Here is a 24,021-nt window from a genome sequence, read left to right as displayed (position 1 = left end):
GCGGCCCTGCCCGCCACCCGTTCAGCGGCCACGCTGAAGAACCTCACTGAAAACCAGAAGCCGACCATCACTACAGAGGATCCGGGAACCCACCCATGCGCTCTTGCGAGAGTCGGCCGATTTCAACCAGTACGTGGTCTGCATACGGACGTGCTCCTGCTTTCAGGTCGTCGCTCCAGGCTTCCTCGGAGTACCGGCACGTGAGATACAACCTTCTGGCGTGTTCCAGGACGGGGCGGTGCTCTGGCGGGAGCCGGGCGAGGGCCCAGTCGGCGGCGGTGTTCTTCGGCCTGATCTCGCCGGTGGCGAGCGTGGTCCAGATACGAGCAAGGGTCAGCACGACGTTGCGGGTGTCACCGTCCAGGTCGTCGAGCAGCTCGGGGATGCCCGCCACACTCGCCTGTACCAGATCCGCATGTGGGACGGGGTCGAAGACCTGGGCCGGTGGCGGGCCGGCAAGGGAGTGGTCGCCGGCCAGCACCATCGCCACCAGCAGGGCCAGATCCGCCATAGGCGCCGGTTGTGGGACTCCCCCGGCCTCGAACTCCTCGCGCAGCCACTCGCCGTACAGGAAGTCACCGGTCGGTGGGAACCGCCAGGGACGCACATCGGGCTGGGAGACGACGGTGAGTTCGACCGGGCGCATCCCTGCTTCCATACCGGAGACCTGGAGCAATCCTTCGAGGAGTACCCGCCGTTCCCGGTCCTTCATCCGTCGCCGGGAGACGACGAGGACGTCCACATCGCTGGCCGGCCGCAGGCCACCCAGCACAGAGGAGCCGTGAAGATACACACCGATGACCTCGGCCCCCAGAGCGTCACCCACCAAGCCCACAACATCCCGGATCTGATCCATCACCCCAGCATCAGCCGCCGGCCGAAGAAGTCGCAACCGGATTCTACCGTCAGCTCATATGGACGCTCCAGACGCTGCACCAACATCTTCGCCGCGCAATTTCCCATATGTACAACGCCCGCTCCTCACATATTTCCGACCCCATTGACCGCGCGTAAGAAGACCCTCATACAGAGAGGAAAGAATGGCTGATATCAGGCTCCGGCCGCATCAGGTGGAAGCGGTCGACGCGATTGTCCGTGCGCTGGAATACCGTGCAGGACGCGAGGTGTCGGAGGAGGGTTGCGGGCCACAGCGGTGGCCGCCACCGGGGCGGGCAAGACGCTGATCGCTGCCGAGGCGGCTCGACGGCTGGAACTGCGGAGGTAGGTGCTGGTGATGGTGCCCACCTTGGATCTGCTGAGCCAGACGGTCCGGGCGTGGCGGAAGGCCGGACACACCGGCCTCGCGGTCGCGGTGTGCTCCCTGGAAGGAAACACCACCCTGGCCGCACTCGGAGTGCGGTGCACCCAGGACTTCGGCGTGAAGCCGTAATGTCCTGCTTCTGGTCATGGGATGGCGAGGATCGCAAGGGGGCGGGTAGCGTCGCGGGCGTTGTGCCGGAGAACCGCGGCGACTGCGTGGTGTCCGGCGGTGCGGAGGGCTCCGATGGCGAGGTTGCGCCAGGTGGCCATGGCTCTTGGGGTGTTGCCGGTGCGGAGCTGGGAGGTGTCCTCGGCGAAGGTGGTGTCTCCCACGTGGTGGAGGGCCTCGATCCGCCAGTGCCCTCTGATCAGGGATGTGAGCTGGGCGGGTGTGGCCCGTTCGGCGCTGAGGCTGGTCACGGCGTAGACGGTCTTGAGACTGACCTTGCCGGCCCTGCGGTTCGCTCTGTGGCGTTTGAACTCGATGGCCTGGAGCGCGCCGGGGAAGAGCAGGTTGTTCACGGTGCCCACCTTGATACGGCGGATCTCGCCGCGGCCGTGCCCCGTCTCGCGGGTCCGTTTCTGGAGCGGGACCTGGTCCTAAGGGAGCTGTTTGAGCTGTCTGCGGAGTTTCTTCTGGTTACTCTTGACGATCACGATGTAGTGAGCGCCGCGTCTCAACAGGTAGGTGATGTGGTCGCGCTGAGTGTGCATCGCATCGCTGGTCACCACGGCACCGGCGAGGTCGATTCCGTCCAGCAAGGGGCTGGAAGCAGGGGATTTCTTTCGTCTTCTCTGCCGCGTCGACCTGTCCCAGGGCCGCGCTGGTGGCGTGGTCGACGGCAGACAGCGGGTGGACCTTGCGCCCGTGGGCGCGGGCCGCTCCCCGCAGGGGCTTGCCGTCCACCGCGAGGGCACGCAGCGGCATCAGGGCTGTCTGCGGGCGGCGGGCGGCGAGCCAGGTGCCGACGGCCCGGTCGAGTTCGTCGCCGTCGATCCCGGCGAGGATCCGGCGAATGGCCGCCTCGCACGGTGCCTGGCGACGCCCGGTGAACGGATCACGGCGGGCGCCCAGGCGGGCGGGCAGGTCCTGAGGCGCGTCGGTGACCCACTCGCTGATCGCCGGCAGCGAGATCGCGCCGGTCAGCACGGCCGCGGCGGAGATCGCGAGCACGCCGACCAGCGGATGGAGCCGGCCCCGCGGGTCACGCGGGTCGGATGCCTGCGCCGGGCAGGACAGCAGACCGGGGTCCTCTTGTTCTGCCAGGACAGCGGCGGGAGCGAGTTGGCCAAGTACAGCGGGGATGGGGGAGGCTGCAGCATTCGCATCATCGAGCTCGTCCATTGCCCAAAGCAGAGCCTGCACGTCAACGCAGGCCTGCGTACAGAGCTTCCGTGCCCGCGCGGAAGTCTTATGCATGACCACAACCCTGGTGACCATGGGAGTCAAGGCAGTAGAAATAAACGGCACCGGGTAGGTAGTGATAAAGCGTGCGCCAAGGAATGCGCCGACTTCGTCGATGCCGGCCGCGTTGGCAACGGTGCGAAAAAATGCTGCTCGCCCAATACGACTGGGAAGCCGCGTCACGAGATGCGATGGAGCCTACGCTCGTGCAGGACCGCGGCGTACATATCCGCCGTCGTCGCCGCGGCCGTGTCCCAGCCGAAGGAGAGGGCGTGCCGGGCAGCGGCCTCGCCCATCCGGGTGGAGCGTGCGGGGTCGCCGGCGAAGCCGGACAGCGCCACCGCGTAGTCTCTCGGGTCGTGCCCGGGTATGAGAACGCCGCTCAGCCCGTCCTTCACCGCCACCGGCAAGCCGCCGACTTCAGCAGCAATCACCGGGGTGCCGCAGGCCTGCGCCTCGACGGCCACCAGGCCGAAAGACTCGCTGTAGGAGGGCATGACGAGGACGGACGCCGCCCGATACCAGTCGACGAGCCGGTCCTGGCCGACCGGCGGCCGAAACAGCACCACATCGGCAATGCCGAGACAGGCCGCCAGCTTCTGCAGCCCTTCCGGCCTCGCCAGGCCACTGCCGCTGGGCCCGCCCACGATCGGCACCACGATCCGCTCGCGCAGCCACGGCTGCTCCGCCAACAACTGGGCCACCGCGCGCAGCAGGACGTCCGGCGCCTTCAACGGCTGTATGCGGCCCACGAACAGGGGGATCACCGCGTCCTGCGGAAGGCCGAGGCGCGAGCGGGCAGCGGCTCGTCCGGCCTCGACACCCCGGGTGTCAGGCCGGAAGCGCTCCAGGTTGACGCCGGGGTGGACGACGGCGACCCGGGCTGCGTCGGCGCCGTAGTAGCGGAGGAGTTCCTCCGCCTCCTTCTCCGTGTTGGCTATCAACCGGTCGGCGGCCCGTACGATCTGCGTCTCGCCGATGACACGGGCGGCCGGCTCGGGGGTGTCGCCCTCGGCGAGGGCGGCGTTCTTGACCTTGGCCATGGTGTGCATGGCGTGCACCAGGGGGACGCCCCATCGCTCGGCGGCGAGCCAGCCGACGTGGCCGGAGAGCCAGTAGTGGGAGTGGACCAGGTCGTAGTGGCCGGGCCGGTGGCGGGCCCAGGCGCGCATCACGCCGTGGGTGAAGGCGCACAGCTGGGCGGGCAGGTCCTCCTTGGCGAGCCCCTCGTAGGGGCCGGCGTCCACGTGCCGCACCAGTACGCCGGGGGCGAGTTCGACGGCGGGCGGGAGCCCGCCGGTGGTGGCGCGGGTGAAGACCTCGACCTCGATGCCGATCGCGGCGAGACGCTGCGCGAGTTCGACGATGTAGACGTTCATGCCGCCGGCGTCGCCGGTGCCGGGCTGGTGCAGCGGGGAAGTGTGCACGGAGAGCATCGCGACGCGGCGGGGCCGGTCGTGGGCGTCGGGTGGGTGCAGGCGGGGCGGGCCGACGAGGGTACTGCCGTGGATGCGGCTGTCCTGGAGTTCTTCGAGGCGGGTCATGTACTGGCTCACCTCGCTGGTTCGTCGGCCATGGCCGCGGTGGGCAGGTAGAGGCGCTGCTCGCCCGCGTAGACGTTCATGGAACTCCCGCGCAGGAAGCCGACGAGCGTGAGCCCCGTCTCCGCCGCCAGGCCCACGGCGAGAGAGGATGGCGCCGAGACCGCCGCCAGCACCGGGATGCCCGCCATGACCGCCTTCTGCGCCAGCTCGAAGGAGGCCCGCCCGGACACGAGCAGGATGGTCCGGTGCAGCGGCAGTTCGCCGTTGCGCAGCGCCCGGCCGATCAGCTTGTCGACGGCGTTGTGCCGGCCGACGTCCTCCCGTAGGTCCAGCAGTTCGCCCTCGGGTGAGAACAGCCCGGCGGCGTGCAGACCGCCCGTGCGGTCGAACACCCGCTGCGCGGCCCGTAGTCGGTCGGGCAGGATGGCCAGCAGTTCTGGGGTGATTCGTACCTGTGGTGTGTCGGCGATCGGCCACCGCGCCGTGGTCCGTACGGCGTCCAGGCTGGCCTTGCCGCACAGTCCGCACGACGACGTGGTGTACACGTTCCGTTCGAGCGTGATGTCGGGCAACGGTACGCCGGGGGCGAGTTGCACGTCGACGACATTGTACGTGTTTGAGCCGTTCTGGGTGGCACCGGCGCAGTACACGATGTTCGCGACGTCCTCGGCCCGGCTCACGACACCCTCGCTCACCAGGAATCCGGCGGCGAGCGCGAAGTCGTCCCCCGGCGTGCGCATGGTGATAGCCAGCGGCTTGCCGCCGAGCCGGATCTCCAGTGGCTCCTCCGCCACCAGCGTGTCCGTGCGCGTGCTCAGCGCGCCGTCCCGGATGCGCACCACGCGCCGTCGCTCGGTGACCCGTCCCACGGCCTCACTCCCAGTTCTATCGGTGGATGTCGTTCCCCCCTCGCGGGCTCGGGCGTCAGCCCCCGATGGCCGACATCGGCCGGTCGGGCTGCCGGAAGGACGGCTCGTCGAGTCCGGAGCCGGCCTTCTTCCCCCACATCGCGCGCTTCCAGAGTTCCGCGATCTCCTCGTCCGGCGCTCCGGAGCGCAGTGGCGCGCGCAGGTCGGTCTCCTCCCGGGCGAACAGGCAGGCGCGCACCTGGCCGTCGGCGGTGAGGCGGGTGCGGTCGCAGGCGCGGCAGAAGGGACGGGTCACGGAGGCGATGACGCCTACCCGGGCCGGGCCCCCGTCGACGAGCCAGCGCTTGGCGGGCGCGGAGCCGCGGACCTCGTCCGGCTCGGGGGTGAGCGTGAAGCGGGTGCGCAGGCTCGCCAGGATGTCCTCGGCGGTGACCATGCCGTCGCGCTGCCAGCAGTGCTGGGCGTCGAGCGGCATCTGTTCGATGAACCGGAGTTCGTAGTCTCTCTCCATGGCCCAGGCGAGCAGTTCGGGTGCCTCGTCGTCGTTGAGTCCGGGCATCAGGACGGCGTTGACCTTCACCGGGGTGAGCCCGGCGGCGCGGGCCGAGGCGAGGCCCTGAAGCACCTCGTGATGGCGGTCGCGCCGGGTCAGGGCCTTGAAGACGGCGGGGCGCAGTGTGTCCAGTGAGACGTTGACCCGATCCAGGCCCGCGGCCTCCAGGGCAGTCGCCGTGCGTTCGAGGCCGAGGCCGTTGGTCGTCAGCGACAGCCGGGGGCGCGGTGTGAGGGCGGCGCACCGCTCGATGATGCCGACGAGGCCGGGGCGCAGCAGCGGCTCGCCGCCGGTGAAACGGACCTCGTGCACGCCGAGTTCGGTGACGGCGATCCGGATGAGCCGTACGACCTCGTCGTCTGTGAGTAGGTCGGGCCTGGCCAGCCACCGCAGGCCCTCTGCCGGCATGCAGTACGTACAGCGCAGGTTGCACCGGTCGGTGAGCGAGACCCGCAGGTCGGTGGCGACGCGACCGTAGGTGTCGATGAGCATATGGCTGCGGCCCTTTCTCCTGCTTCGTCCCTGTCCCGCTCCGTCCGTCTCCTCAGCACTCGATGACGTTGACGGCCAGCCCGCCGCGGGCGGTCTCCTTGTACTTGGTCTTCATGTCAGCGCCGGTCTCCTTCATGGTCTTGATGACCTTGTCGAGGGAGACGTGGTGGCGGCCGTCGCCGCGCAGGGCCATCCGAGCGGCGGTGACGGCCTTGACCGCGGCCATCCCGTTCCGCTCGATGCATGGGATCTGGACCAGGCCGCCGACCGGGTCGCAGGTGAGCCCGAGGTTGTGCTCCATGCCGATCTCGGCGGCGTTCTCGACCTGCTCGGGGCTGCCGCCGAGCACCTCGGCGAGCCCGCCGGCGGCCATCGAGCAGGCGGAGCCGACCTCGCCCTGGCAGCCGACCTCGGCTCCGGAGATGGAGGCGTTCTCCTTGAAGAGCAGGCCGATGGCGCCCGCCGCGAGGAGGAAGCGGACGATGCCGTCCTCGTCGGCGCCGGGCACGAAGTCGAGGAAGTAGCGCAGGACGGCGGGGATGATGCCCGCCGCGCCGTTGGTGGGGGCGGTGACGACTTGGCCGCCTGCGGCGTTCTCCTCATTCACGGCCATTGCGTAGAGGGTCACCCACTCCATGGTGCGGCCCGCCGGGTCTCCCTCGCTGCGCAGCGCCCGGGCTGCCGCTGCGGCCCGCCGACGGACCTTCAGCCCCCCGGGGAGGAGGCCCTCGCGACCCAGCCCGCGTGCGACACAGTCCTGCATGACCCGCCAGATCCCCAGCAAGCCCGCGCGGATCTCCTCCTCGGTGCGCCAGGCCTTCTCGTTCTCCAGCATCAGCGCGGAGATCGACAGACCGGTCTCCTTGGTCAGGCGCAGGAGTTCGTCGCCGGTGCTGAACGGGTGCGCCAGCACCGTGTCGTCGGGCTTGATGCGGTCCGCGCCGACCGCGTCCTCGTCGACCACGAATCCGCCGCCCACGGAGTAGTACGTCTTCTCCAGCAGCGGCACCCCGTCACCGTCGTAGGCGAAAAGGATCAAGCCGTTGGCGTGGTACGGCAGCGACCGCCTGCGGTGCAGGACCAGCTGGGTCGAGGCGTCGAAGTCGATCTCGTGAGCCCGGCCGATCTCGGCACCCAGGAGGCGGATCCGCCCGGTGCTGCGGATTCGCTCGACGTCCTGGTCGGCCTGGGCGACGTCGACCGTGTGCGGTTCGTTGCCCTCCAGACCGAGCAGCACCGCTTTGGGGGTGCCGTGGCCGTGGCCGGTCGCGCCGAGGGAGCCGAACAACTCCGCCCGGACGGCGGCGGTCTGGGCGAGCACGCCGTCCTGCTTCAGCCGGGCGACGAACATCGCGGCGGCGCGCATCGGGCCGACGGTGTGGGAGCTGGACGGGCCGATGCCTATGGAGAACAGGTCGAAGACGCTGATTGCCACGCCATACTCCGTGGGATTGGTGGGGCGTGCCGAGCGGTCACGGCACGCCCCTGCGGGAGGGTGTCGGTTACAGGCCGGGGTAGAGCGGGTGCTTGTCGGCCAGCGCCTTCACGCGGGCCTTGAGTGCTTCGGCGTCGTATGACGGCTTGAGCGCCTCGGCGATGGCGTCGGCGACCTCGGCGAAGTCCTCGGCATGGAAGCCGCGGGTGGCCAGGGCCGGGGTGCCGATACGCAGGCCGGACGTGACCATCGGCGGGCGCGGGTCGTTGGGGACGGCGTTGCGGTTGACCGTGATGCCGACCTCATGGAGGCGGTCCTCGGCCTGCTGCCCGTCCAGCTCGGAGGCGCGCAGGTCGACCAAGACGAGGTGCACGTCGGTGCCGCCGGACAGCACGTTCACCCCGGCCTCACGGGCATCCGGCGCGGTGAGCCGCTCGGCGAGGATCTTCGCGCCCTCGACCGTGCGGCGCTGACGCTCCTTGAACTCCTCGCTCGCGGCGACCTTGAAGGAGACCGCCTTGGCCGCGATCACGTGCTCCAGGGGGCCGCCCTGGAAGCCCGGGAAGACCGAGGAGTTGAGCTTCTTCGCGAAGGACTGCCTGGCCAGGATGATGCCCCCGCGCGGCCCGCCGAGCGTCTTGTGCGTCGTGGAGGTGACGACGTCCGCGTACTCCACCGGGTTCGGGTGCAGCCCGGCCGCGACCAGACCGGCGAAATGCGCCATGTCGACCATCAGGTACGCCTCGACCTCGTCGGCGACCCGCCGGAACTCCGCGAAGTCCAGCTGCCGCGGATACGCCGACCAGCCCGCGATGATCACCTTTGGGCGGTGCTCCTTGGCCAGCCGCTCCAGCTCCGCCATGTCGACCAGGCCGGTCTCGGGGTCCACGTGGTACGGGACGACGTCGAACTGCTTGCCCGAGAAATTGATCTTCATGCCGTGGGTGAGATGGCCGCCGTGGGCCAGGTCCAGGCCGAGGATGGTGTCGCCGGGCTGGGCCAGCGCGAACAGCGCGGCTTGGTTGGCGGACGCGCCCGAGTGCGGCTGGACGTTGGCGTACTCGGCGCCGAACAGCTCTTTGACCCGGTCGATGGCGATCTGCTCGGCGACATCGACGTGCTCACAGCCGCCGTAGTAACGGCGGCCCGGGTAGCCTTCGGCATATTTGTTGGTCAGGACCGATCCCTGCGCCTCCAGCACCGCGACGGGCGCGAAGTTCTCCGAGGCGATCATCTCAAGGGTGGACTGCTGACGCTCCAGCTCGGCGTCGACCGCGGCGGCTACCTCCGGGTCGAGCTGGTGCAGGGGCTGGTTGAACAGGGTCATGGGCGGTCTCCTTGGGTGTGGGCGCAATGGGCGGCGTAGGCATCGGCGGACAGCGCGCCGGCGATGTTCTCGACGCGAAGGCGGAACAGCCAGCCGCCGGCGCAAGGGGCGGCGTTGGCGACGCCGGGGTCGCCGGCCAGCGCGGTGTTGACTTCCAGGACCCGGCCCGAGGCGGGGGCGTACAGGCTGCTGACGTCGGTCCGTGACTCGGTCTGTCCGCAGCTCTCCCCCGCCTCGACCCAGGTCCCGACGTCGGGCGGCCGGAGGTGGGCGACATCGCCGAGGGCCTGCGCCGCGAACGCGATGATGCCGACGGTGACGTTGCCCTCGTCCACGACCAGCCACTCGTGGTCCCAGGCGCAACTCAGGCACCGCGGAATGCTCGTGGCGCTCTTCCCCTCGGATTCCAGGGAGAGCTGGGGCGCGGAGCTCATGACACGACGGCCGTGGCGGCGGGGACGAGGGTGCGGCGGAGCCGGTTGAAGAACTTCGGCTGGTTGAGGGAGAGCACGGCGACGGGGGTGCCCTCGCGCCGGTAGACGGCCGTGAAGGTGCGGCTGTCGACGTCGCCCTCGACGATGTCGGGTTCGGCGCCGGGTGCGACGTACCCGGCGACCTGGATGCGCACCTGGTACTGGTCGGACCAGAAGTACGGTGCGGTGAGCGGGGCTTGGGCCGACACACCGGTCAGCAGCGTACGGGCGGCGGTCTTGGCCTGCTCGGTGGCGTTGCTCCAGTGCTCGATGCGGGCGTGCCGTCCGGTGAACGGGTTGGGGCAGCGGGCGACGTCACCTACGGCAACCACGCCCGGGGTGCCCGTCGAGCAGCCGGCGTCGCACACCACGCCGTCGTCGACCTGCACGCCGGAGCCCGCAAGCCAGTCGGTGTTGGGTCGGACGCCCATGCCGGCCACGACGATGTCGGCGGGCAGCACCCGCCCGTCCGTCAGCCGTACGCCCGTGACCCGGCCCTCGCCGATCAGTTCCGCCACGCCGGTCCCGCACAACAGCTCAACCCCGTGATCGCTGTGCAGCGAGGAGCACACCAGCCCCATCTCGCGCCCGAGCTGGCGCTCCAGAGGTACGGGGAGCGCCTCGACGACTGTGACGTGGAGCCCGAGCCAGTGCGCGGTGGACGCCACCTCGGCGCCGATGAACCCGGCACCGATCACAACGACTCTGGGCAGGCCGTCCAGCAGTTCGGCGCGCAGGGCCTGGGCGTCGTCCAGGGTGCGCAGGGTGTGGACGCCCGCCAGCCCGTCCGCGCCGGGGAGGGTGCGGGGACTGGCGCCGGTCGCGACGACGACGCCGTCGGTGCGCACATGGCGCCCGCCGGCCAGGGTGACGGTGCGGGCGACGGGATCGAGCCGCACGGCGCGCTCGCCGAGCAGCCACTGCACGTCCAGAGCCTCGTACTCGTCGGCGTCGCCGAGCGCGAGCCCATCGGCGTCGATGTCGCCCTTGAGGAAGTCCTTGGACAGCGGGGGGCGGTCGTAGGGGGCGTGGCGCTCCTCCCCCACGACGACGATCTCGCCGTCATAGCCCTCTGCGCGCAGCGCGCGGACCGTGCTCAATCCTGCCAGCGACGCTCCGACGACGGTGATGCTCCTCATGCCGACTCCAGACAGAGTTGTCTCACATAACACAACGACATTCGCTATACGCAACATGCTTTCCGCGCGGCGCGGGCGTTGTCAAGGGAGGCGTCGCATATCGATTTCTGATGATGATCCAAGTTGCGCTCTTCGCAACCAGCGCGAGGCGAAGAGTCCGGGCGTTCACGGTTACGTCGCCGACTCGTCCCACTGGTCCAGGAGCAGGTCTCCCATGGCTCCGAGCCCGGCCTCGGCGGCCTCCACGGACTGTTCGCTCCAGATGACCTTTCCGCGATCGGTGTACCGGGTGCCCCAGCGACGGGCGAACTGAGCAACCAGGAACAGCCCTCGGCCACCCTCGTCGGTGGTGGCCGCGCGGCGCATATGCGGGGACGTGCTGCTGCCGTCGGAGACCTCGCAGATCAGAGTGTCCCGGTCGTACATGAGCCGGAGGCGGATGGGATCGTCGCCGTAGCGGATGGCATTGGTGACCAGTTCGCTGAGGACGAGCTCGGTGGTGAAAGCGAGCTCATCCAGCCCCCAAGCCTGAAGCCGGTCGGCGCAGGCGGCGCGGAGGGGGCCCAGGGCGGCGGGGTCGGACGGTACGTCCCAGTCGGCGACCCTGCCCGGGTCGAGCCGTTTGCTGCGGGCCACCAGGAGGGCGATGTCGTCACGGGGGCGGTCGGGCAGCAGTGCGTCGAGTACCGCCTGACAGTCCTGTTCCGGAGGCCGGTCGGGGTGTGCCAGGGTGTGCCTGAGGAGTTCGAGGCCGGCGTCGATGTCCCGCTCGCGGTCCTCGACGAGTCCGTCGGTGTACAGGGCGATCCGGGAACCCTCCGGCAGCTGGAGTTCGGCCGTCTCGACCGGCAGCCCGGCACCCAGGCCGAGCGGTGGTGAGACCGGGACGTCGGGGAAGGTCACGGAGCCGTCGGGGTGAACCACGGCGGGCCCGGGGTGGCCCGCCCGGGTGACGGTGCAGTGGCCGGAGACCGGGTCGTAGATCGCAAACAGGCAGGTGGCCCCGGTGATGGTTTCGCTCTCCTCTTCGGTGGCCTCCGACTCGTCGATGCGGGCGACCAACTCGTCCAGGTGGCTCAGAAGCTCGTCAGGGGCGAGATCGAGGGCACAGAAGTTGTGCACCGCGGTACGCAGACGGCCCATGGTCGCGGCGGCGTGCAGGCCATGGCCGACGACGTCGCCGACGATGAGGGCGACGCGGGCGCCGGGCAGGGGAATGACGTCGAACCAGTCACCGCTGACCCCGGCCTGGGCGGGCAGATAGCGGTACGCCACCTCCAGCGCCGACTGCTCGGGCAGGGCGCGTGGCAGCAGGCTGCGTTGCAAGGTGACGGCCATGGAATGCTCGCGGGTGTAGCGGCGGGCGTTGTCGACAGCGACTGCGGCTCGCGCGGCCAGTTCCTCGGCGAAGGCGAGATCGTCGGGCGTGAACGGCTTCCGGTGCGAGCGCCAGAAGTCCACCATGCCCAACGCCGTGCCACGGGCCTGCAACGGCACAGTGATCAGGGAGTGGATGCCGAAGTCCAGGACACGCCGCGCCTGCTCCGGATCCTGGGCATGCCAGCCGGGCGCGTCGCTCAGATCGGGCAGAAGCACGGCACGACCGCTGTGCAGGCTCTGCGCCTGCGGCATGGTCGGGACGAAGGTGATCCGCTCCCCCGCGGGGCTCAGCGGGTGGTCGTCCCGGATCCCGCGTACGGCGATGCGCTCCATGGTCGGGCTCACGTCGCCGTTCGGTTCCTCGCCCCGCCGGACCGCGTCCAGCAGCTCGACGGTGACGTAGTCGGAGAACCGCGGAACCGCGATCTCGACCAGTTCCTCGGCGGTGCGCACCACGTCCAGCGTGGTGCCGATGCGTACCCCGGCGTCGTAGAGAAGTTGCAGGCGTTCGCGTGCCACCTCGGCCCGGCCCGCCAGGGCGCGCAACTCCGTGGTGTCCCGCAGCGTCGCCACGCTCCCGGTCGGCGCGGTCGGCCGCAGGTTCACGGCCAGCAGCCGCTCCCCGGCCAGGATCACCTCGTCGGTGGCCACACGGTCCGAGGTCAGCAGGGCGGCGGCACGCGGGGCGAGCCCGAGGTCAGCGACCCGTCGCCCCTCCCCCTCCTCGGGGAGATCCAGCAGCCGGCGAGCCTCGTCGTTGGCCAGTAGCAGGCGCCCCTCGCCGCTGACGACGACCACACCCTCCCGTACCGAGTGCAGGACCGCGTCGTGATGCTCGTACATCCGTGTCATCTCGGCCGGATCCAGACCGTGGGTCTGTCGCCGCAGTCGTCGGCTCACCAGCGCGGTTCCACCCGCGACCAGCGCCAGCCCGCCGACGGCGGAACCGATCAGCAGCGGCAGCTGGTCCATCACCTGCTCGTTGACGCTGCTGAGCGTGATGCCGACGGACACCAGTCCGACGACCTCCCCGTCGGTGTCGAAGACGGGAACCACCGAGTCCACGGTACGGCCTACACCGGGAGTGTCGTAGGTGTTCTGGTGCACATGACCGGCGAGCGCCTCGGCGTAGGAGCCGACGACACGCTTGCCGATGAGGTCCGGGTCGGGATGGGTCCAGCGGATGCCCCTCGTGTCGAACGCGATGATGTAGGCCACCCCGGAGTCCTTCCGCGCCGCCTCCGCCCGCGGCTGGAGCAGGGCGCTGGGGTTGGGGGACTTCATGGCGGCCAGCGTGCCCGGGGCGTGCGCGAAGGTCTCGGCGCCGACGAGCGAGCGTGCCTTGGCCTCCTGCAGGCTCGCGTTCCGGGCCTGCAGCACGAGGGCCACCACCGAGGCGATCACCAGCAGCAGAACGACGGCCACCTGCAGGATGAAGACCTGGCCCGCGACACTGTGCACGCTCAGCACAGATGGCAGACGTACCGAGGACCGCCGCGATTCGGACCTGTCCATGCTCCAAGTATCGGCCGTCAATGTTCCATCGTGCCTGCCCTGCCGATCTCGACTTCAGTAGCTGTTGTCTTTCCGGACTTGAGAGCCGCGTTTCCGCTGGTCGGGCGTAGGGGCGGAGGTGCCGTGGGAGTAGTCGCCTGTCGTGCTGTCGCTCCCCGGGATGTCGTGGATGCCGTCGGTGACTGGGTTGTTGGAACAGCGTGAGCCGGGTGCTCGCCGCCGCGTGGACGAGCTGCGCGAGGAGGCCGATCGTATCCAGGCCGAGTCGGCCATGGCCGAGCGGGAATGGCAGGAGTGGGAATGGCAGGAGTGGGCGATCGCCCGCAGGCGGGTCGATATGGTGTTGGCTCCGAATAGCGGCGACACCGCCGAGACGGAGGCCGTCCCGGATGTGCGGGACACGGACGCGCCGTCGGCGCCCTGGGATGCGGTGAAACCGAAGCCGCAGGTGCCGGTGTGGTGTGAGGGCCTTTCCCGGTCGACGCTGTCGGTGGACTACCAGCGCATCCTCACCTCGCTCGCGGACCGGTGCCGGCTCGGGCAGGGGCCGCTGAACTGCCAGGAGACGGCCTCCGGGTTCGGCATGGACGTGGTGCCGACGCAGGTTGAGGGGCTGCGGTCGAAGTCCCCGAAGGGGCCAACCCCACAGAAACGCCTGGTCGCGCACGGCTGGGTGATCGAGTCGGCGCCGGGCCGGTTCACCCTCGCTGCGGGTGCGGCCGGGCCGGGCGGCGGGTCATGAGCAGAGTCATCGACCAGTAGACCATCGCCTCGGCGCTGGTGGTGCGGCGCTCGTAGTCGCGTGCCAGACGGCGGGTGTGCACCAGGTGGGCGAAACACCACTCGACGATCCACCGCTTGGGCAGCACCACGAACCCCTTCCGGTTGTCGCTGCGCTTGACGATCGCCAGGACCAGCGCCAGTGCGGCGTGGCAGTGCTCGACGAAGCTGCCGGTGCAGCCGCCGTCGGCCCAGGCCAGGCCAGTCGGTGGTGGGCGTTGGCCACCCGTGTGAGCAGGACCTGGGCGGCGGTGCGGTCGCCGATGTCCGCGCCGGTGACCATGACGCCCAGCGGCAGGCCGAGGGCGTCGACCACGAAGTGCCGCTTGCGGCCGTTGACCAGCTTGCCGCCGTCGAAGCCGCGGCTGCCGGAGCCGACGACGGCGTCCGCCGTGACCGACTGCGAGTCGATCACTCCGGCCGTCGGCTCCGCGTCCCGCCCCAGCCTGATGCGGACTCGGCCGCGCAGCCGGCCGTGGACCCGGTCAAGCCGTGGTCGCGCCAGCGATGGAGTGAAGTAGGCCGCCGACGAGGTGCCCGTGGCCCGGGTCCTTTTCCGACGGCCCCCTCCCGAACGGTGCGGGCTAAAGGCTGTCTCGTAATGGTGATCGGTGGCTGTAACGTGCCTTGTCGGGTGGAGGACAGGGGTGCGTGTGGACGTCGTGTCAATCTTGGAGACGCTTGCCTAGCAGGGGGGTGACCGCGTTGGTCAAGGCGGACGGTGAGCGGATGCTGGAGCGGTCCCGTCCATGGACCTTCGTCGCCAGTGGTGAGCCACTGGGCGGGCAGGTGGTGCGAGTCGATGCGGTGTCGGTGGAGGCTTGCCTTGCCGTTGCCGTACCGCGCCTGCGCGCACTCGGGGTGAGCGTGCCGGAGTGAGTCGGCTCAGCCGGTGAGGGCGAGGTTGTGCATGCGGGCGACGCCGCTGATCGCCCAGTGGACGCCGTCGCCCTTGAGTCGGCAGTCCCGCAGGATCTTCCAGTTCTTCATCCTGGCGAAGACGTGCTCGATGCGAGCCCGGACTTGCCGGTGGGAGGCGTTGTGCTGTTCCTTCCACTGCGGTAGGCGGTCCTGTCCGGCTCGGCGGCGATGCGGGACGAGGGCGCCGGTTCCCTGATAGCCGCCGTCGGCGAGCACGGTGGCGCGCGGCCGCTGGTCTCCTCGATACCGGACTCGGCGAAGGCCGTGCAGTCGTTGCGGTTACCCGGCAGCGGACGACCGACCGCCGGCACCAGCCGGGTCTCCGCCTTGATCAACACCTGCAGGTTCACCGAATACCGATAGTTCTTCGAGGAGGCGACCACCGACCGGTCGCGGGTGGGCACCAGCGTGCCGTCCACGATGACCACCTCCCGCCGGCCGGGCTTACGCCGGGCCGGCGCAAGCGCCAGCAGCGGACCGTGTCGGTCGATGATCCGCCCGACCGCCGCTGAGGAGATCCCGAACAGCGGCGCGAGCTGCCGCATGGTGAGGTTGGTGCGGCAATACATCGCTACCAGCAGTACCCGGTCCTCCAGCGGCAAAGACCAGGGACGACCAGGCCGGGCCGGACCCAGCGACGATCCTCCCTCACGCCGCACTGCCTGCACCAAGCGCTGAAACCGCCGCGGACGCAGCCCGGTGAAGACCTCGACAAGCTCACAACGCTGAGCAGGCAGTCACACTCCCGGGCGACCGAGCCGGACGACCCGGCCATCGACACGGAAGACCGCGGCACCGGGGCATCCTGATGTCGCTCGGCGACTCGACACCAACGAGCTGTTCAGGAGGCCCTGCTCGTATGCGCCGAGGACCCCGCAACCACCCGAACGAGACTTCCGTTCGATCAACAAACCCCAAGATCGGTACGGCAAGAGCTTCTCACAGCCCACATGGCCCGCCCACCTGCCGGAGGGGCCGCACCAGCAGGTGGACGGGCGGTACTGGGGCGGGATCAGTGCGAGGGCCGCACCTCTAGCTTGTTCTGCACCCAGGTGTGGAACTCGCCGATGTGGTGCTCGCTGGGCACCAGCACGCCGCCCTTCGCGTACGCCTTCGAGCTCATCGCCGGCTGGGTGCGCTCACAGGCATCGAAGTCCTGCTGGTTGACCCGGTGGAACAGCTCCACCGAACGGTCCACGTCCTTGCCGCTCTCGACGACGTGCGGCAGGTACAGCCAGTCGCACTCGACGATCGTGCGGTCGTGCGCCATCGGGTACATCCGGTGGAAGATCACATGGTCCGGCACGAGGTTGATGAAGACCTGGGGCCGGACGGTGATCGCGTAGTAGCGGCGGTCCTGACCGTCGGCGACCCCGGGAATGCGGTCCAGCCCCTCGGAGCCGTCCACCGTGAAGCCCTGAACGTCCTCGCCGAACTCCGCTCCGTGACCGACGTAGTACTGGGCGGCGTAACCGTCCGCGAACTCCGGGAGAACCTCCGTGAGTTCGGGGTGGATCGTGGCGCAGTGATAGCACTCCATGAAGTTCTCGATGATGAGCTTCCAGTTCGCCTTCACGTCGTAGGTGATACGGCGGCCCACCTGGAGGTCCTCGATCCCGTAACGCCCGATCGACTCCAGGTCGCCGAGCCGCTCGACGACCGCGCCCTGCACGTCCGCCTCGAAGGAGGGCGGCTCGTCGGCAAGGCAGACCCACACATAGCCGAGCCACTCCCGCACATGGACGTTGACCAGGCCGTACTCGGCGCGGCCGACGTCGGGCATCTTGGCGAGGTTGGGCGCGGCGACGAGCTTGCCGTCCAGACCGTACGTCCAGGCGTGGTACGGGCACTGGAAGGCCCGCTTGACCTCGCCGGACTCCTCGGTGCAGAGCTTGGCGCCGCGGTGCCGGCAGATGTTCAAGAACGCCTTGACCGAGCCGTCCCGTGAGCGGGAGACCAGCACGCTCTCACGGCCCACCTGGTAGGTGCGGAAGGCGCCGGGCTTGTCCAGCTCGGCGGCCCGGGCCACGCAGAACCACATGGCCTCGAAGACCCGCTCCTGCTCCTGGGCGAAGATCCCCGGGTCGGTGTAGGAGGAGCCGGACAGCGTGGGCATCAAGCTGGGCGGCAGATTCGTGATGGTCATCTCGTCACCTTCGGAAGTGTCAGACGCGCACGCGGCGGGGATCGAACAGGGCGATGGGGTGGTCGGTGGTGCCGACCGTGGCCAGGTCGGCGAGGATCTCGCCGACGACGGGGACGAACTTGAACCCGTGGCCCGAGAAGCCGCAGGCCACGATCACCTGCGGATGCTCGGGGTGCCGGGCGAGGACGAAGTGCTCGTCCGGGGTGTTGGCGTACATGCAGGCCGCGGCCTTGAGGTAGCGGCCGGGCAGGGCGGGGATGCGCGGTCGCAGGTACTCGGCCATGGCCGTGATCTCGTCCGGGTGGATCCGGCGGTCGAGGTGGTCGGGGTCGCTGGGGACGCCCCTTCGGAAAAAGGCGACCTTGGCGCCGCCGTCGGGTCCGTCCAGCGCGGGGAAGCCGTAGATCTGGGTACCGTCAGGGTCCTCCCAGATGTAGACGGGGTGCCGTTCGGCGCTGAACGGGCGGGTTCCGCCCTCGGGCTGGAACCAGTACATGACCTGTCGCTCCACCGTCACGCGCACGCCGAGGTCGGTCAGGAGCTTGGGTGCCCAGGCCCCGGGCGCGATGACCAGGCGGTCGGCGGTGTAGGCGCCGCGGTCGGTGACCACCCAGGCCTTGCCGCCCGGGCCGTCGGCCTCCCAGCCGAGTACGAGTTCCGTGAAGTGCAGGTCGGCGCCATGCGCCCGGGCCAGGCCCAAGTGGGCGGTGACAGCCGCCTCGGGCCGGGCGATGCCCGCCTTGCGCTCATAGAAGGCGATGTCCTCGGCCGCCGGGTTGAAGGTGGGAAAACGGCGCCGGATGTCGGCGGCGCCCAGAACCTCGTGGTCCAGGCCCCACTCATGGGCGCTGCGCAGCGTACCGGCGAAGGCCTCGCTGTCCTCGCGGCCGATCATGAGACCGCCGGTCTCGGTGAAAACCGCCCGTCCGGAGTCGACGACGAGCTTCTCCCACAGTTCGTGGGCGCGCAGCAGCAGGGGTACGTAGGCCGGGTCCTCGAAGTAGGCCTGCCGGTAGATGCGGGAACCGCCGTGGCTGGAGCCGAGGCTGTGGGCTGGTCCGAAGCGCTCGATGCCGAGCACTCGCTGACCGCGGGCGGCGAGGTGATAGGCGGCTGCGCTGCCCATCCCGCCCAGGCCGACGACGATCACGTCGTACGAAGTGGCCATGTGTCCATCTCCTGGGAATCTTGCCGATGGGGGTTGGTGCTGCCGGTGCACGGGCTTGCTCGGCGCCGGATGCGGGACATCTCGGGGTCGAAGAGGGGCTCGGCGTCGGTGGCGGCCGGGACCCTGACGCCGAAGTATTCGATCTCCACCGGGGTTCCGGGGGCGGTGTGTTCGGCGGGCAGCCAGGCGTACGCGATGGGCGCGCCGATCGTGTAGCCGTAGGCGGCGCTGGTCACATAGCCGACCGGGCGGCCGTCCATGCACCCGGTTCGTGCCCCATCACCACAGCACCGCGTCTGCCGGGTGAAGCAGGATCGGCGCACCGTAGCGAGCGGCCAGGGCCGGAGCGGCGTTGACGTGGTCGTTGCGGGAGTGAGTGCACACGTCGGCGACCAGCCTCCGGTCGCCGACGGCGATCACCTCGTTGTCGTTGCCGATCAGCCAGACTTTGTTGTCGACCTCCCATCTGCCGCCGCCCGGTTCGAAGGTGCCGGACGTGACGAGGCGTTCGGTGCGAGCGGTCACAGGACCACCACCGAGCGCAGGACGTCGCCGTGGTGCATCTTGGCGAACGCGGCCCCCACTTCGTCCAGGGCGATCGTCTCGGTGACGAAGTCGCCCAGGTCGAAGCGACCCTGGAGGTAGAGGTCGATCAGGGCGGGGAAGTCCCGGGCGGGCAAACAGTCGCCGTACCAGGAGGACTTCAGGGCCCCGCCACGGCTGAAGACGTCCAGCAGGGGCAGATCGAGGGCCAGCTCCGGGGTGGGGACGCCGACCAGGACGGCGGTGCCGGCCAGGTCGCGGGCGTAGAATGCCTGTTTGAAGGTGTCGGGGCACCCGACCGCGTCCACGACGACGTCGGCGCCGAAGCCGCCGGTGAGTCCGCGGATCGCCTCGACGGCGTCGGTCCTGGAGGAGTCGACGGTGTCGGTGGCGCCGAACCGCTCGGCCCACTTCAGCTTCCGCTCGTCGACGTCCACGGCGATGATCCGGCTCGCACCGGCCACCTTGGCGCCCGCAATCGCGGCCATGCCCACGCCGCCACAGCCGATCACCGCGATCGAGTCGCCGCGGCCCACGCCGCCGGTGTTGACCGCGGCGCCGAAGCCGGCCGTCACCCCACATCCGAGCAGGCCGGCCGCGGCGGGCGGGGCGGCCGGGTCGACCTTGGTGCACTGGCCGGCGGCGACCAGGGTCTTCTCGGCGAAGGCGCCGATACCGAGGGCCGGCGACAGCTCGGTGCCGTCGGCCAGGGTCATCAGCTGGGTGGCGTTGTGGGTGGCGAAGCAGTACCACGGCCTGCCCTTGCTGCAGGCCCGGCAAGTTCCGCAGACAGCACGCCAGTTGAGGACAACGAAGTCGCCGGGCGCGACGTCGGTGACGCCCTCGCCGACCGACTCGACGACACCGGCCGCCTCGTGTCCGAGCAGGAAGGGAAACTCGTCGTTGTCCCCGCCCTCCCGGTAATGCAGGTCGGTGTGGCAGACACCGCAGGCCTGCACCCGCACCAGCGCCTCACCGGGGCCGGGGTTCGGCACCAGGATGGTCTCCACCGAGACCTGTGCGCCCTTCCGGCGGGCGACGACGCCGCGTACCTCGTGTGTCACGGTCGATCTCCTCGTCGAGGGGGCGGCCGAAACGCGATCTTGGGGATCTTCGGCCTGGTGTTCTGGATGGCGGGAGGATGTCGATCGCTCGGTGGAGCGATCGACGGGGAAGGAAGAGACCCGAGAGGCCAGGGCAACCGCGTTGCGCATTGAGGAATTGCATTCGTCATAAGCAACGACCGACCAAACTGTCTCCCTGCCGACACCCACTGTCAAGGGGCTGGTCGAGCGAAGTTGCCATCCCGGCGGAAAGCGGACGCGGGACAGCCGCGGACGTGGCGCACAAGACCCGGTGATACCGGCGCCGATCAGCAGGGTCGCACTGATGCCCTGCCGATCCAGGGAGATCGGCAGCAGATACGTACCGGCGGCGCCGACACGGCTGATCGAAGTCGCCACGCCTCCCGCGGCGGCCCGGATGCCGGTGGGGGAACAGCTCGTTGGGATACGTCCACTCCAGCGCCGTGGGACCGCCCGACAGGAGGGCATAGGCGCAGAAGCACACGATGACCACCTCCATGGGGAGTGCGTTGCCGCCGCCGAGCACCGCGAGCGGCACCACCATCAGGGCGAACGACCGCACGATGACGGGGCGGCGCCCCACCCGGCCCACCAGCCGCAGCGCGGTTATACAGCCCAGCACGAAGACGACACCGATCAGCGCCGAGCCCAGGTTGCCCTCATTGCCCTCCCCGAGTCCGAAGGAGCCCAAGGAGTCCCCGTTCAGCCGGTCGACCGGGCCGCAAGCGCCCTCGAGTCCCTCGGCAGCCACGAGGAAGCGGGCGTCACGGACATGGCCGCCGCACTTGGACGCGCACAAGTCCACCGCGTCCCGGCCGGCGGCGACCCTGGAAGCGCGTGGACTCATCGACCAGACACTCGGCCCGTCGGCCATCACCACCCGCAACTGGCCAGGCCGGTGTACGCCGCTGCATGCGACGCCCAGCGGCAAGATCCTGCTGGTCCATCTGCCCGAGCTCGCGAGCAGACTCTCGGGGTCACTGGAGAGCTGCACACCGCACTCCAGCACCCCCCGGGACCCTCCGGGCACAGCTGAAGCGCGCCCGCGCGGATGTCCGCGCCTACAGCGTCGAGGAGTTCGAGAGTCTCCGCCGTGGTGCGGGCCGCCGCCGAGAAGATCTTGGAGCGGCTGGGCCACTTCCGCCGGCCCACCCCTTGACCACCCGGTCACCCTCACTCAATCATGTTGCGCATAGCTCACCGTGTTGCGTAGTGCGCACAACCGACCGACGGAGGAAGGCATGTCTCCTCGACCGCAGCCCGGCCGCGAGTTCATCCTCACCCTTTCCTGCCCCGACCAGGCCGGCCTCGTCCACGCAGTGACCACCTTTCTCGTGAGCCACTCCGGCAACATCCTGGAGAGTCAGCAGTTCGACGACCGGCTGCAGGACCGCTTCTTCATGCGGGTGCACTTCGACGTCTCGGATCCCGGCATCTCCCTGAAGAACCTGCGCACAGGCTTCGGCCCGGTCAGCCAGGCGTACAACATCACCTGGCAGCTGCACGACGCGTCGACCCCGACGCGCACACTGATCATGGTGTCGAAGTTCGGCCACTGCCTGAACGACCTGCTGTTCCGCAAGTCCACGGGCGCGCTCAACATCGAGATCCCGGCGATCGTCTCCAACCACCGCGACTTCGAGCCGCTGGCGCAGAGCTACGGCATCCCCTTCCACCACATCCCGGTAACCAAGGACACTAAGGTCCAGGCCGAGGCGCGGCTGCTGGACCTGGTGCACGAGCTGGACGTCGACCTGGTGGTGCTGGCCCGCTACATGCAGATCCTCTCCGACGACCTGTGCAAGCAGCTCGACGGCAAGGCCATCAACATCCACCACTCGTTCCTGCCGAGCTTCAAGGGTGCCCGGCCGTACGTCCAGGCGCACGAGCGCGGCGTGAAGCTGGTCGGCGCCACGGCGCACTATGTCACGCCCGACCTCGACGAGGGCCCGATCATCGAGCAGGACGTGGTCCGCGTGGACCACTCCCGCGACCCCGGCGAGCTGGTCACCATCGGCCGCGACGTCGAGGCCCAGGTACTCGCCCGCGCCGTCGAGTGGCACAGTCAGAGCCGGGTGCTGGTGAACGGGCACTGCACCGTGGTCTTCCGCTGACAGAGCGGGCCTGCGACCATACGGGCGGAGATCCACGAAGAACCATGCATATAGTTGCGCTATGAGCAACTACATCGCAGACAGCGAAACAACGGGTCCCGCAGCGAACGGTGTGCAGTCCGTCGACCGCGCCGTCAGCGTCCTGGAGATCCTCGCCCAACGCGGCGAGGCGGGCGTCAGCGAGGTGGCCGTCGAGATCGACGTCCACAAGTCGACCGCGTTCCGTCTGCTCGGGGCTCTGGAGGCGCGTGGCCTGGTCGAGCAGACGACGGAGCGAGGCAAGTACCGGCTGGGCTTCGGCATCGTCCGCCTGGCCGGCGCGGTCACTGGCCGCCTCGACATCACCCAGCAGGGCCGCCCGGTGTGCGAGCGGCTCAGCGAGGAGATCGGCGAGACCGTCAACATCGCCGTCCTGCAGGAGCACTACGCCGTCAACCTGTATCAGGTACGCGGCCCGGGCGCCGTCGGCACCCACAACTGGGTCGGCCAGCTCACCCCGGTCCACGCCACGTCGAGCGGTAAGATCCTGCTGGCCCACCTGTCGGCGAAGGAGCGCGCCGAAGTGCTCGCGGAGTCCGGGGTGCGGAAGCTGACACCGCGCACCCTGACGGCCAGAGCGAAGTTGGAGAAGAACCTCGCCGAGGCCCGGGAGCGCGGGTACGCGGTGACGCTGGAGGAGCTGGAGATCGGTCTGCACGCCATGGCGGCCCCGATCCGCTCCCGTGACGGCGAGGTCATCGCTGCGCTCAGCGCCTCGGGGCCCGCGTACCGCTTCACCGAGGAACGCATGCACGAGCTGGCACCCGCGCTGATCGGCGGCGCGCAGGAGATCAGCCACCGGATGGGCTATCTGGGCTGAGACCCCCTCAGGGGAACTCAGCCCAGCGGCGTTCAGCGCGCTCAGCTCAGCGGCAACCGTGCCCGCGCCGCCGCCTCGGCGCCCCAGCGCGCTGTCACACGTACCGCGTCGGCCGTCGAGGCGACGTCGTGCACGCGCAGGCACCAGACGCCCTGTGCCGCGGCGAGCACGGACACAGCGGTTGTCGCGGCGTCCCGCAGCCGCGCGGGGCGGGGTTCTCCCGTCGCTGGGTCCGCCAGCAGGCTGCCCAGGAACGACTTGCGTGACGCGCCCACGAGGACGGGGTGCCCCAGGGCCATGACGTCCCCGAGACGGCCCAGAAGCTCCCAGTTGTGGTCGGGTGTCTTGGCGAAGCCCAACCCGGGGTCGACTACCAGGCAGTCCGGCCGTATCCCCGTCTCCAGCGCCGTGTCGATCCTCAGCCTCAGTTCGTCGAGCACATCGGTGACGACATCGTCGTAGACGGCGTTCGCCTGCATGCCGGCGGAGTGCCCGCGCCAGTGCATCAGCACGTACGGCATGCCCGCCCGGGCCATCAGCGGCAGCATCGCCGGGTCGGCGAGACCCCCTGAGACATCGTTGACGAGCCGCGCACCCGCGTCCATGGCGCGGGCGGCGACCTCGGCCCGCATGGTGTCAACGCTCACGGTCGCGCCCGCCGCGGCGAGTTCCCGGACGACGGGCAGGACGCGTCGCAGTTCCTCCTCCACCGGCGGGCGTGCCGCGCCGGGGCGGGTCGACTCACCGCCCACGTCCACGATGTCCGCGCCCTGTTCGAGCAACGCGAGCCCATGAGCGACGGCCGCGTCCGCGGCGAACGACAGCCCGCCGTCGGAGAACGAGTCCGGGGTGACGTTCACGACGCCCATGACCAGCGTCCGGCCGGGCCGTGGCAGCCCGTTCGGGTGGAGTCCGGACGTGCCCGGGTGGGTAGAGGTGGTGGCGTGAGCCGTGACGGTCACAGGAGTCCAGCTTTCGAACGTACAACGATGAGGCGCCGCAAGCCCTGTGGG

21 protein-coding genes and 4 pseudogenes are annotated in these 24,021 nt (G+C 69.7%); 4 read left to right on the top strand and 21 right to left on the bottom strand.

Annotated features, from left to right (window positions below):
• Positions 1-70: 70 nt before the first annotated feature.
• Positions 71-856, bottom strand: coding sequence for an aminoglycoside adenylyltransferase family protein (locus QPK52_RS26740; RefSeq protein WP_410540083.1), 786 nt, complete (start codon positions 854-856; stop codon positions 71-73).
• A gap of 378 nt (positions 857-1,234) precedes the next feature.
• Here QPK52_RS26740 and QPK52_RS26735 point away from each other — a divergent pair, with 378 nt between their 5' ends.
• Positions 1,235-1,390 carry a hypothetical protein gene (locus tag QPK52_RS26735; protein ID WP_410540082.1) on the top strand — a complete coding sequence of 52 codons (156 nt, stop codon included), beginning with the start codon at positions 1,235-1,237 and terminating at the stop codon, positions 1,388-1,390.
• Between the two features lie 14 nt (positions 1,391-1,404).
• Here the strand turns inward: QPK52_RS26735 and QPK52_RS26730 are convergent, their stop codons facing one another.
• The 10 genes from QPK52_RS26730 to QPK52_RS26685 all read right to left on the bottom strand — a co-directional run bounded on the left by QPK52_RS26730 (position 1,405) and on the right by QPK52_RS26685 (position 13,392).
• Complete coding sequence (locus QPK52_RS26730) at positions 1,405-1,782, bottom strand: hypothetical protein (RefSeq protein ID WP_410540081.1); 378 nt, start codon at positions 1,780-1,782, stop codon at positions 1,405-1,407.
• A gap of 118 nt (positions 1,783-1,900) precedes the next feature.
• Positions 1,901-2,605, bottom strand: coding sequence for a transposase family protein (locus QPK52_RS26725; RefSeq protein ID WP_410540080.1), 705 nt, complete (start codon positions 2,603-2,605; stop codon positions 1,901-1,903).
• A 239-nt stretch (positions 2,606-2,844) separates the two neighbouring features.
• Entirely contained in the window at positions 2,845-4,221 is a 1,377-nt protein-coding gene (gene mshA, locus QPK52_RS26720; protein ID WP_410540079.1) for a D-inositol-3-phosphate glycosyltransferase, read from the bottom strand.
• The gene (gene fdhD, locus QPK52_RS26715) at positions 4,218-5,078 is read right to left on the bottom strand and encodes a formate dehydrogenase accessory sulfurtransferase FdhD (RefSeq protein ID WP_410540078.1); all 861 of its coding nucleotides are present in this window, start codon (positions 5,076-5,078) and stop codon (positions 4,218-4,220) included. The genes mshA and fdhD overlap by 4 nt, the downstream gene beginning before the upstream one ends.
• A gap of 55 nt (positions 5,079-5,133) precedes the next feature.
• On the bottom strand, positions 5,134-6,123 hold the full coding sequence (gene moaA, locus QPK52_RS26710; protein ID WP_410540077.1) for a GTP 3',8-cyclase MoaA: 990 nt from the start codon (positions 6,121-6,123) through the stop codon (positions 5,134-5,136).
• Between the two features lie 52 nt (positions 6,124-6,175).
• Positions 6,176-7,558 carry an L-serine ammonia-lyase gene (locus QPK52_RS26705; RefSeq protein ID WP_410540075.1) on the bottom strand — a complete coding sequence of 461 codons (1,383 nt, stop codon included), beginning with the start codon at positions 7,556-7,558 and terminating at the stop codon, positions 6,176-6,178.
• Between the two features lie 67 nt (positions 7,559-7,625).
• Complete coding sequence (gene glyA / locus QPK52_RS26700; RefSeq protein ID WP_410540074.1) at positions 7,626-8,885, bottom strand: serine hydroxymethyltransferase; 1,260 nt, start codon at positions 8,883-8,885, stop codon at positions 7,626-7,628.
• Positions 8,882-9,319, bottom strand: coding sequence for a glycine cleavage system protein H (locus tag QPK52_RS26695; RefSeq protein WP_410540072.1), 438 nt, complete (start codon positions 9,317-9,319; stop codon positions 8,882-8,884). The genes glyA and QPK52_RS26695 overlap by 4 nt, the downstream gene beginning before the upstream one ends.
• Positions 9,316-10,497 carry an NAD(P)/FAD-dependent oxidoreductase gene (locus tag QPK52_RS26690; protein WP_410540071.1) on the bottom strand — a complete coding sequence of 394 codons (1,182 nt, stop codon included), beginning with the start codon at positions 10,495-10,497 and terminating at the stop codon, positions 9,316-9,318. The genes QPK52_RS26695 and QPK52_RS26690 overlap by 4 nt, the downstream gene beginning before the upstream one ends.
• A gap of 171 nt (positions 10,498-10,668) precedes the next feature.
• The gene (locus QPK52_RS26685) at positions 10,669-13,392 is read right to left on the bottom strand and encodes a SpoIIE family protein phosphatase (protein WP_410540070.1); all 2,724 of its coding nucleotides are present in this window, start codon (positions 13,390-13,392) and stop codon (positions 10,669-10,671) included.
• Between the two features lie 169 nt (positions 13,393-13,561).
• Between QPK52_RS26685 and QPK52_RS26680 the strand changes: the two genes are divergently transcribed.
• Positions 13,562-14,134 carry a hypothetical protein gene (locus tag QPK52_RS26680; RefSeq protein WP_410540486.1) on the top strand — a complete coding sequence of 191 codons (573 nt, stop codon included), beginning with the start codon at positions 13,562-13,564 and terminating at the stop codon, positions 14,132-14,134.
• Here the strand turns inward: QPK52_RS26680 and QPK52_RS26675 are convergent.
• The 9 genes and pseudogenes from QPK52_RS26675 to QPK52_RS26635 all read right to left on the bottom strand — a co-directional run bounded on the left by QPK52_RS26675 (position 14,091) and on the right by QPK52_RS26635 (position 21,029).
• Complete coding sequence (locus QPK52_RS26675) at positions 14,091-14,261, bottom strand: hypothetical protein (RefSeq protein WP_410540497.1); 171 nt, start codon at positions 14,259-14,261, stop codon at positions 14,091-14,093. The two genes, QPK52_RS26680 and QPK52_RS26675, sit on opposite strands and share 44 nt — an antisense overlap.
• Before the next feature lie 191 nt (positions 14,262-14,452).
• Positions 14,453-14,587, bottom strand: a pseudogene (locus QPK52_RS26670) (IS5/IS1182 family transposase); the annotation flags it as partial.
• Positions 14,588-15,057: 470 nt separating this feature from the next.
• Positions 15,058-15,662 (bottom strand): annotated as a pseudogene (locus QPK52_RS26665) (transposase).
• A gap of 443 nt (positions 15,663-16,105) precedes the next feature.
• Positions 16,106-17,239, bottom strand: a complete 1,134-nt coding sequence (locus tag QPK52_RS26660) for an aromatic ring-hydroxylating oxygenase subunit alpha (protein WP_410540069.1) — start codon at positions 17,237-17,239, stop codon at positions 16,106-16,108.
• Between the two features lie 19 nt (positions 17,240-17,258).
• Positions 17,259-18,407: an N-methyl-L-tryptophan oxidase gene (gene solA, locus QPK52_RS26655; protein WP_410540068.1), complete on the bottom strand. Its 1,149-nt coding sequence runs from the start codon at positions 18,405-18,407 to the stop codon at positions 17,259-17,261.
• Between the two features lie 65 nt (positions 18,408-18,472).
• Positions 18,473-18,696: pseudogene (locus QPK52_RS26650) on the bottom strand (glycine cleavage T C-terminal barrel domain-containing protein); the annotation flags it as partial.
• Positions 18,690-18,932: pseudogene (locus tag QPK52_RS26645) on the bottom strand (MBL fold metallo-hydrolase); the annotation flags it as partial. The pseudogenes QPK52_RS26650 and QPK52_RS26645, both read right to left, overlap by 7 nt.
• A complete protein-coding gene (locus QPK52_RS26640) occupies positions 18,929-20,014 on the bottom strand; it encodes an S-(hydroxymethyl)mycothiol dehydrogenase (RefSeq protein WP_410540067.1) in 1,086 nt (361 codons plus the stop codon). The gene QPK52_RS26640 and the pseudogene QPK52_RS26645, both read right to left, overlap by 4 nt.
• Before the next feature lie 166 nt (positions 20,015-20,180).
• A complete protein-coding gene (locus tag QPK52_RS26635; protein ID WP_410540066.1) occupies positions 20,181-21,029 on the bottom strand; it encodes an MFS transporter in 849 nt (282 codons plus the stop codon).
• A 247-nt stretch (positions 21,030-21,276) separates the two neighbouring features.
• On the opposite strand from QPK52_RS26635, the gene purU reads away from it, so the two are divergent.
• Both purU and QPK52_RS26625 read left to right on the top strand, forming a co-directional pair.
• Positions 21,277-22,149, top strand: coding sequence for a formyltetrahydrofolate deformylase (gene purU, locus QPK52_RS26630; RefSeq protein WP_410540065.1), 873 nt, complete (start codon positions 21,277-21,279; stop codon positions 22,147-22,149).
• 61 nt (positions 22,150-22,210) lie between these two features.
• Positions 22,211-23,008: an IclR family transcriptional regulator gene (locus QPK52_RS26625; RefSeq protein WP_410540064.1), complete on the top strand. Its 798-nt coding sequence runs from the start codon at positions 22,211-22,213 to the stop codon at positions 23,006-23,008.
• A gap of 41 nt (positions 23,009-23,049) precedes the next feature.
• Here the strand turns inward: QPK52_RS26625 and folP are convergent, their stop codons facing one another.
• Entirely contained in the window at positions 23,050-23,877 is an 828-nt protein-coding gene (folP, locus tag QPK52_RS26620) for a dihydropteroate synthase (protein ID WP_410540063.1), read from the bottom strand.
• Positions 23,878-24,021 lie beyond the last annotated feature (144 nt).

The sequence above is a fragment of the Streptomyces sp. KL2 genome (assembly GCF_046529545.1).
GTDB classification, from domain to species: Bacteria; Actinomycetota; Actinomycetes; order Streptomycetales; family Streptomycetaceae; genus Streptomyces; species Streptomyces radiopugnans.
The sequence above is the reverse complement of the archived record's forward strand: the minus strand, read 5'-3'. Positions and strand labels throughout refer to the sequence as shown.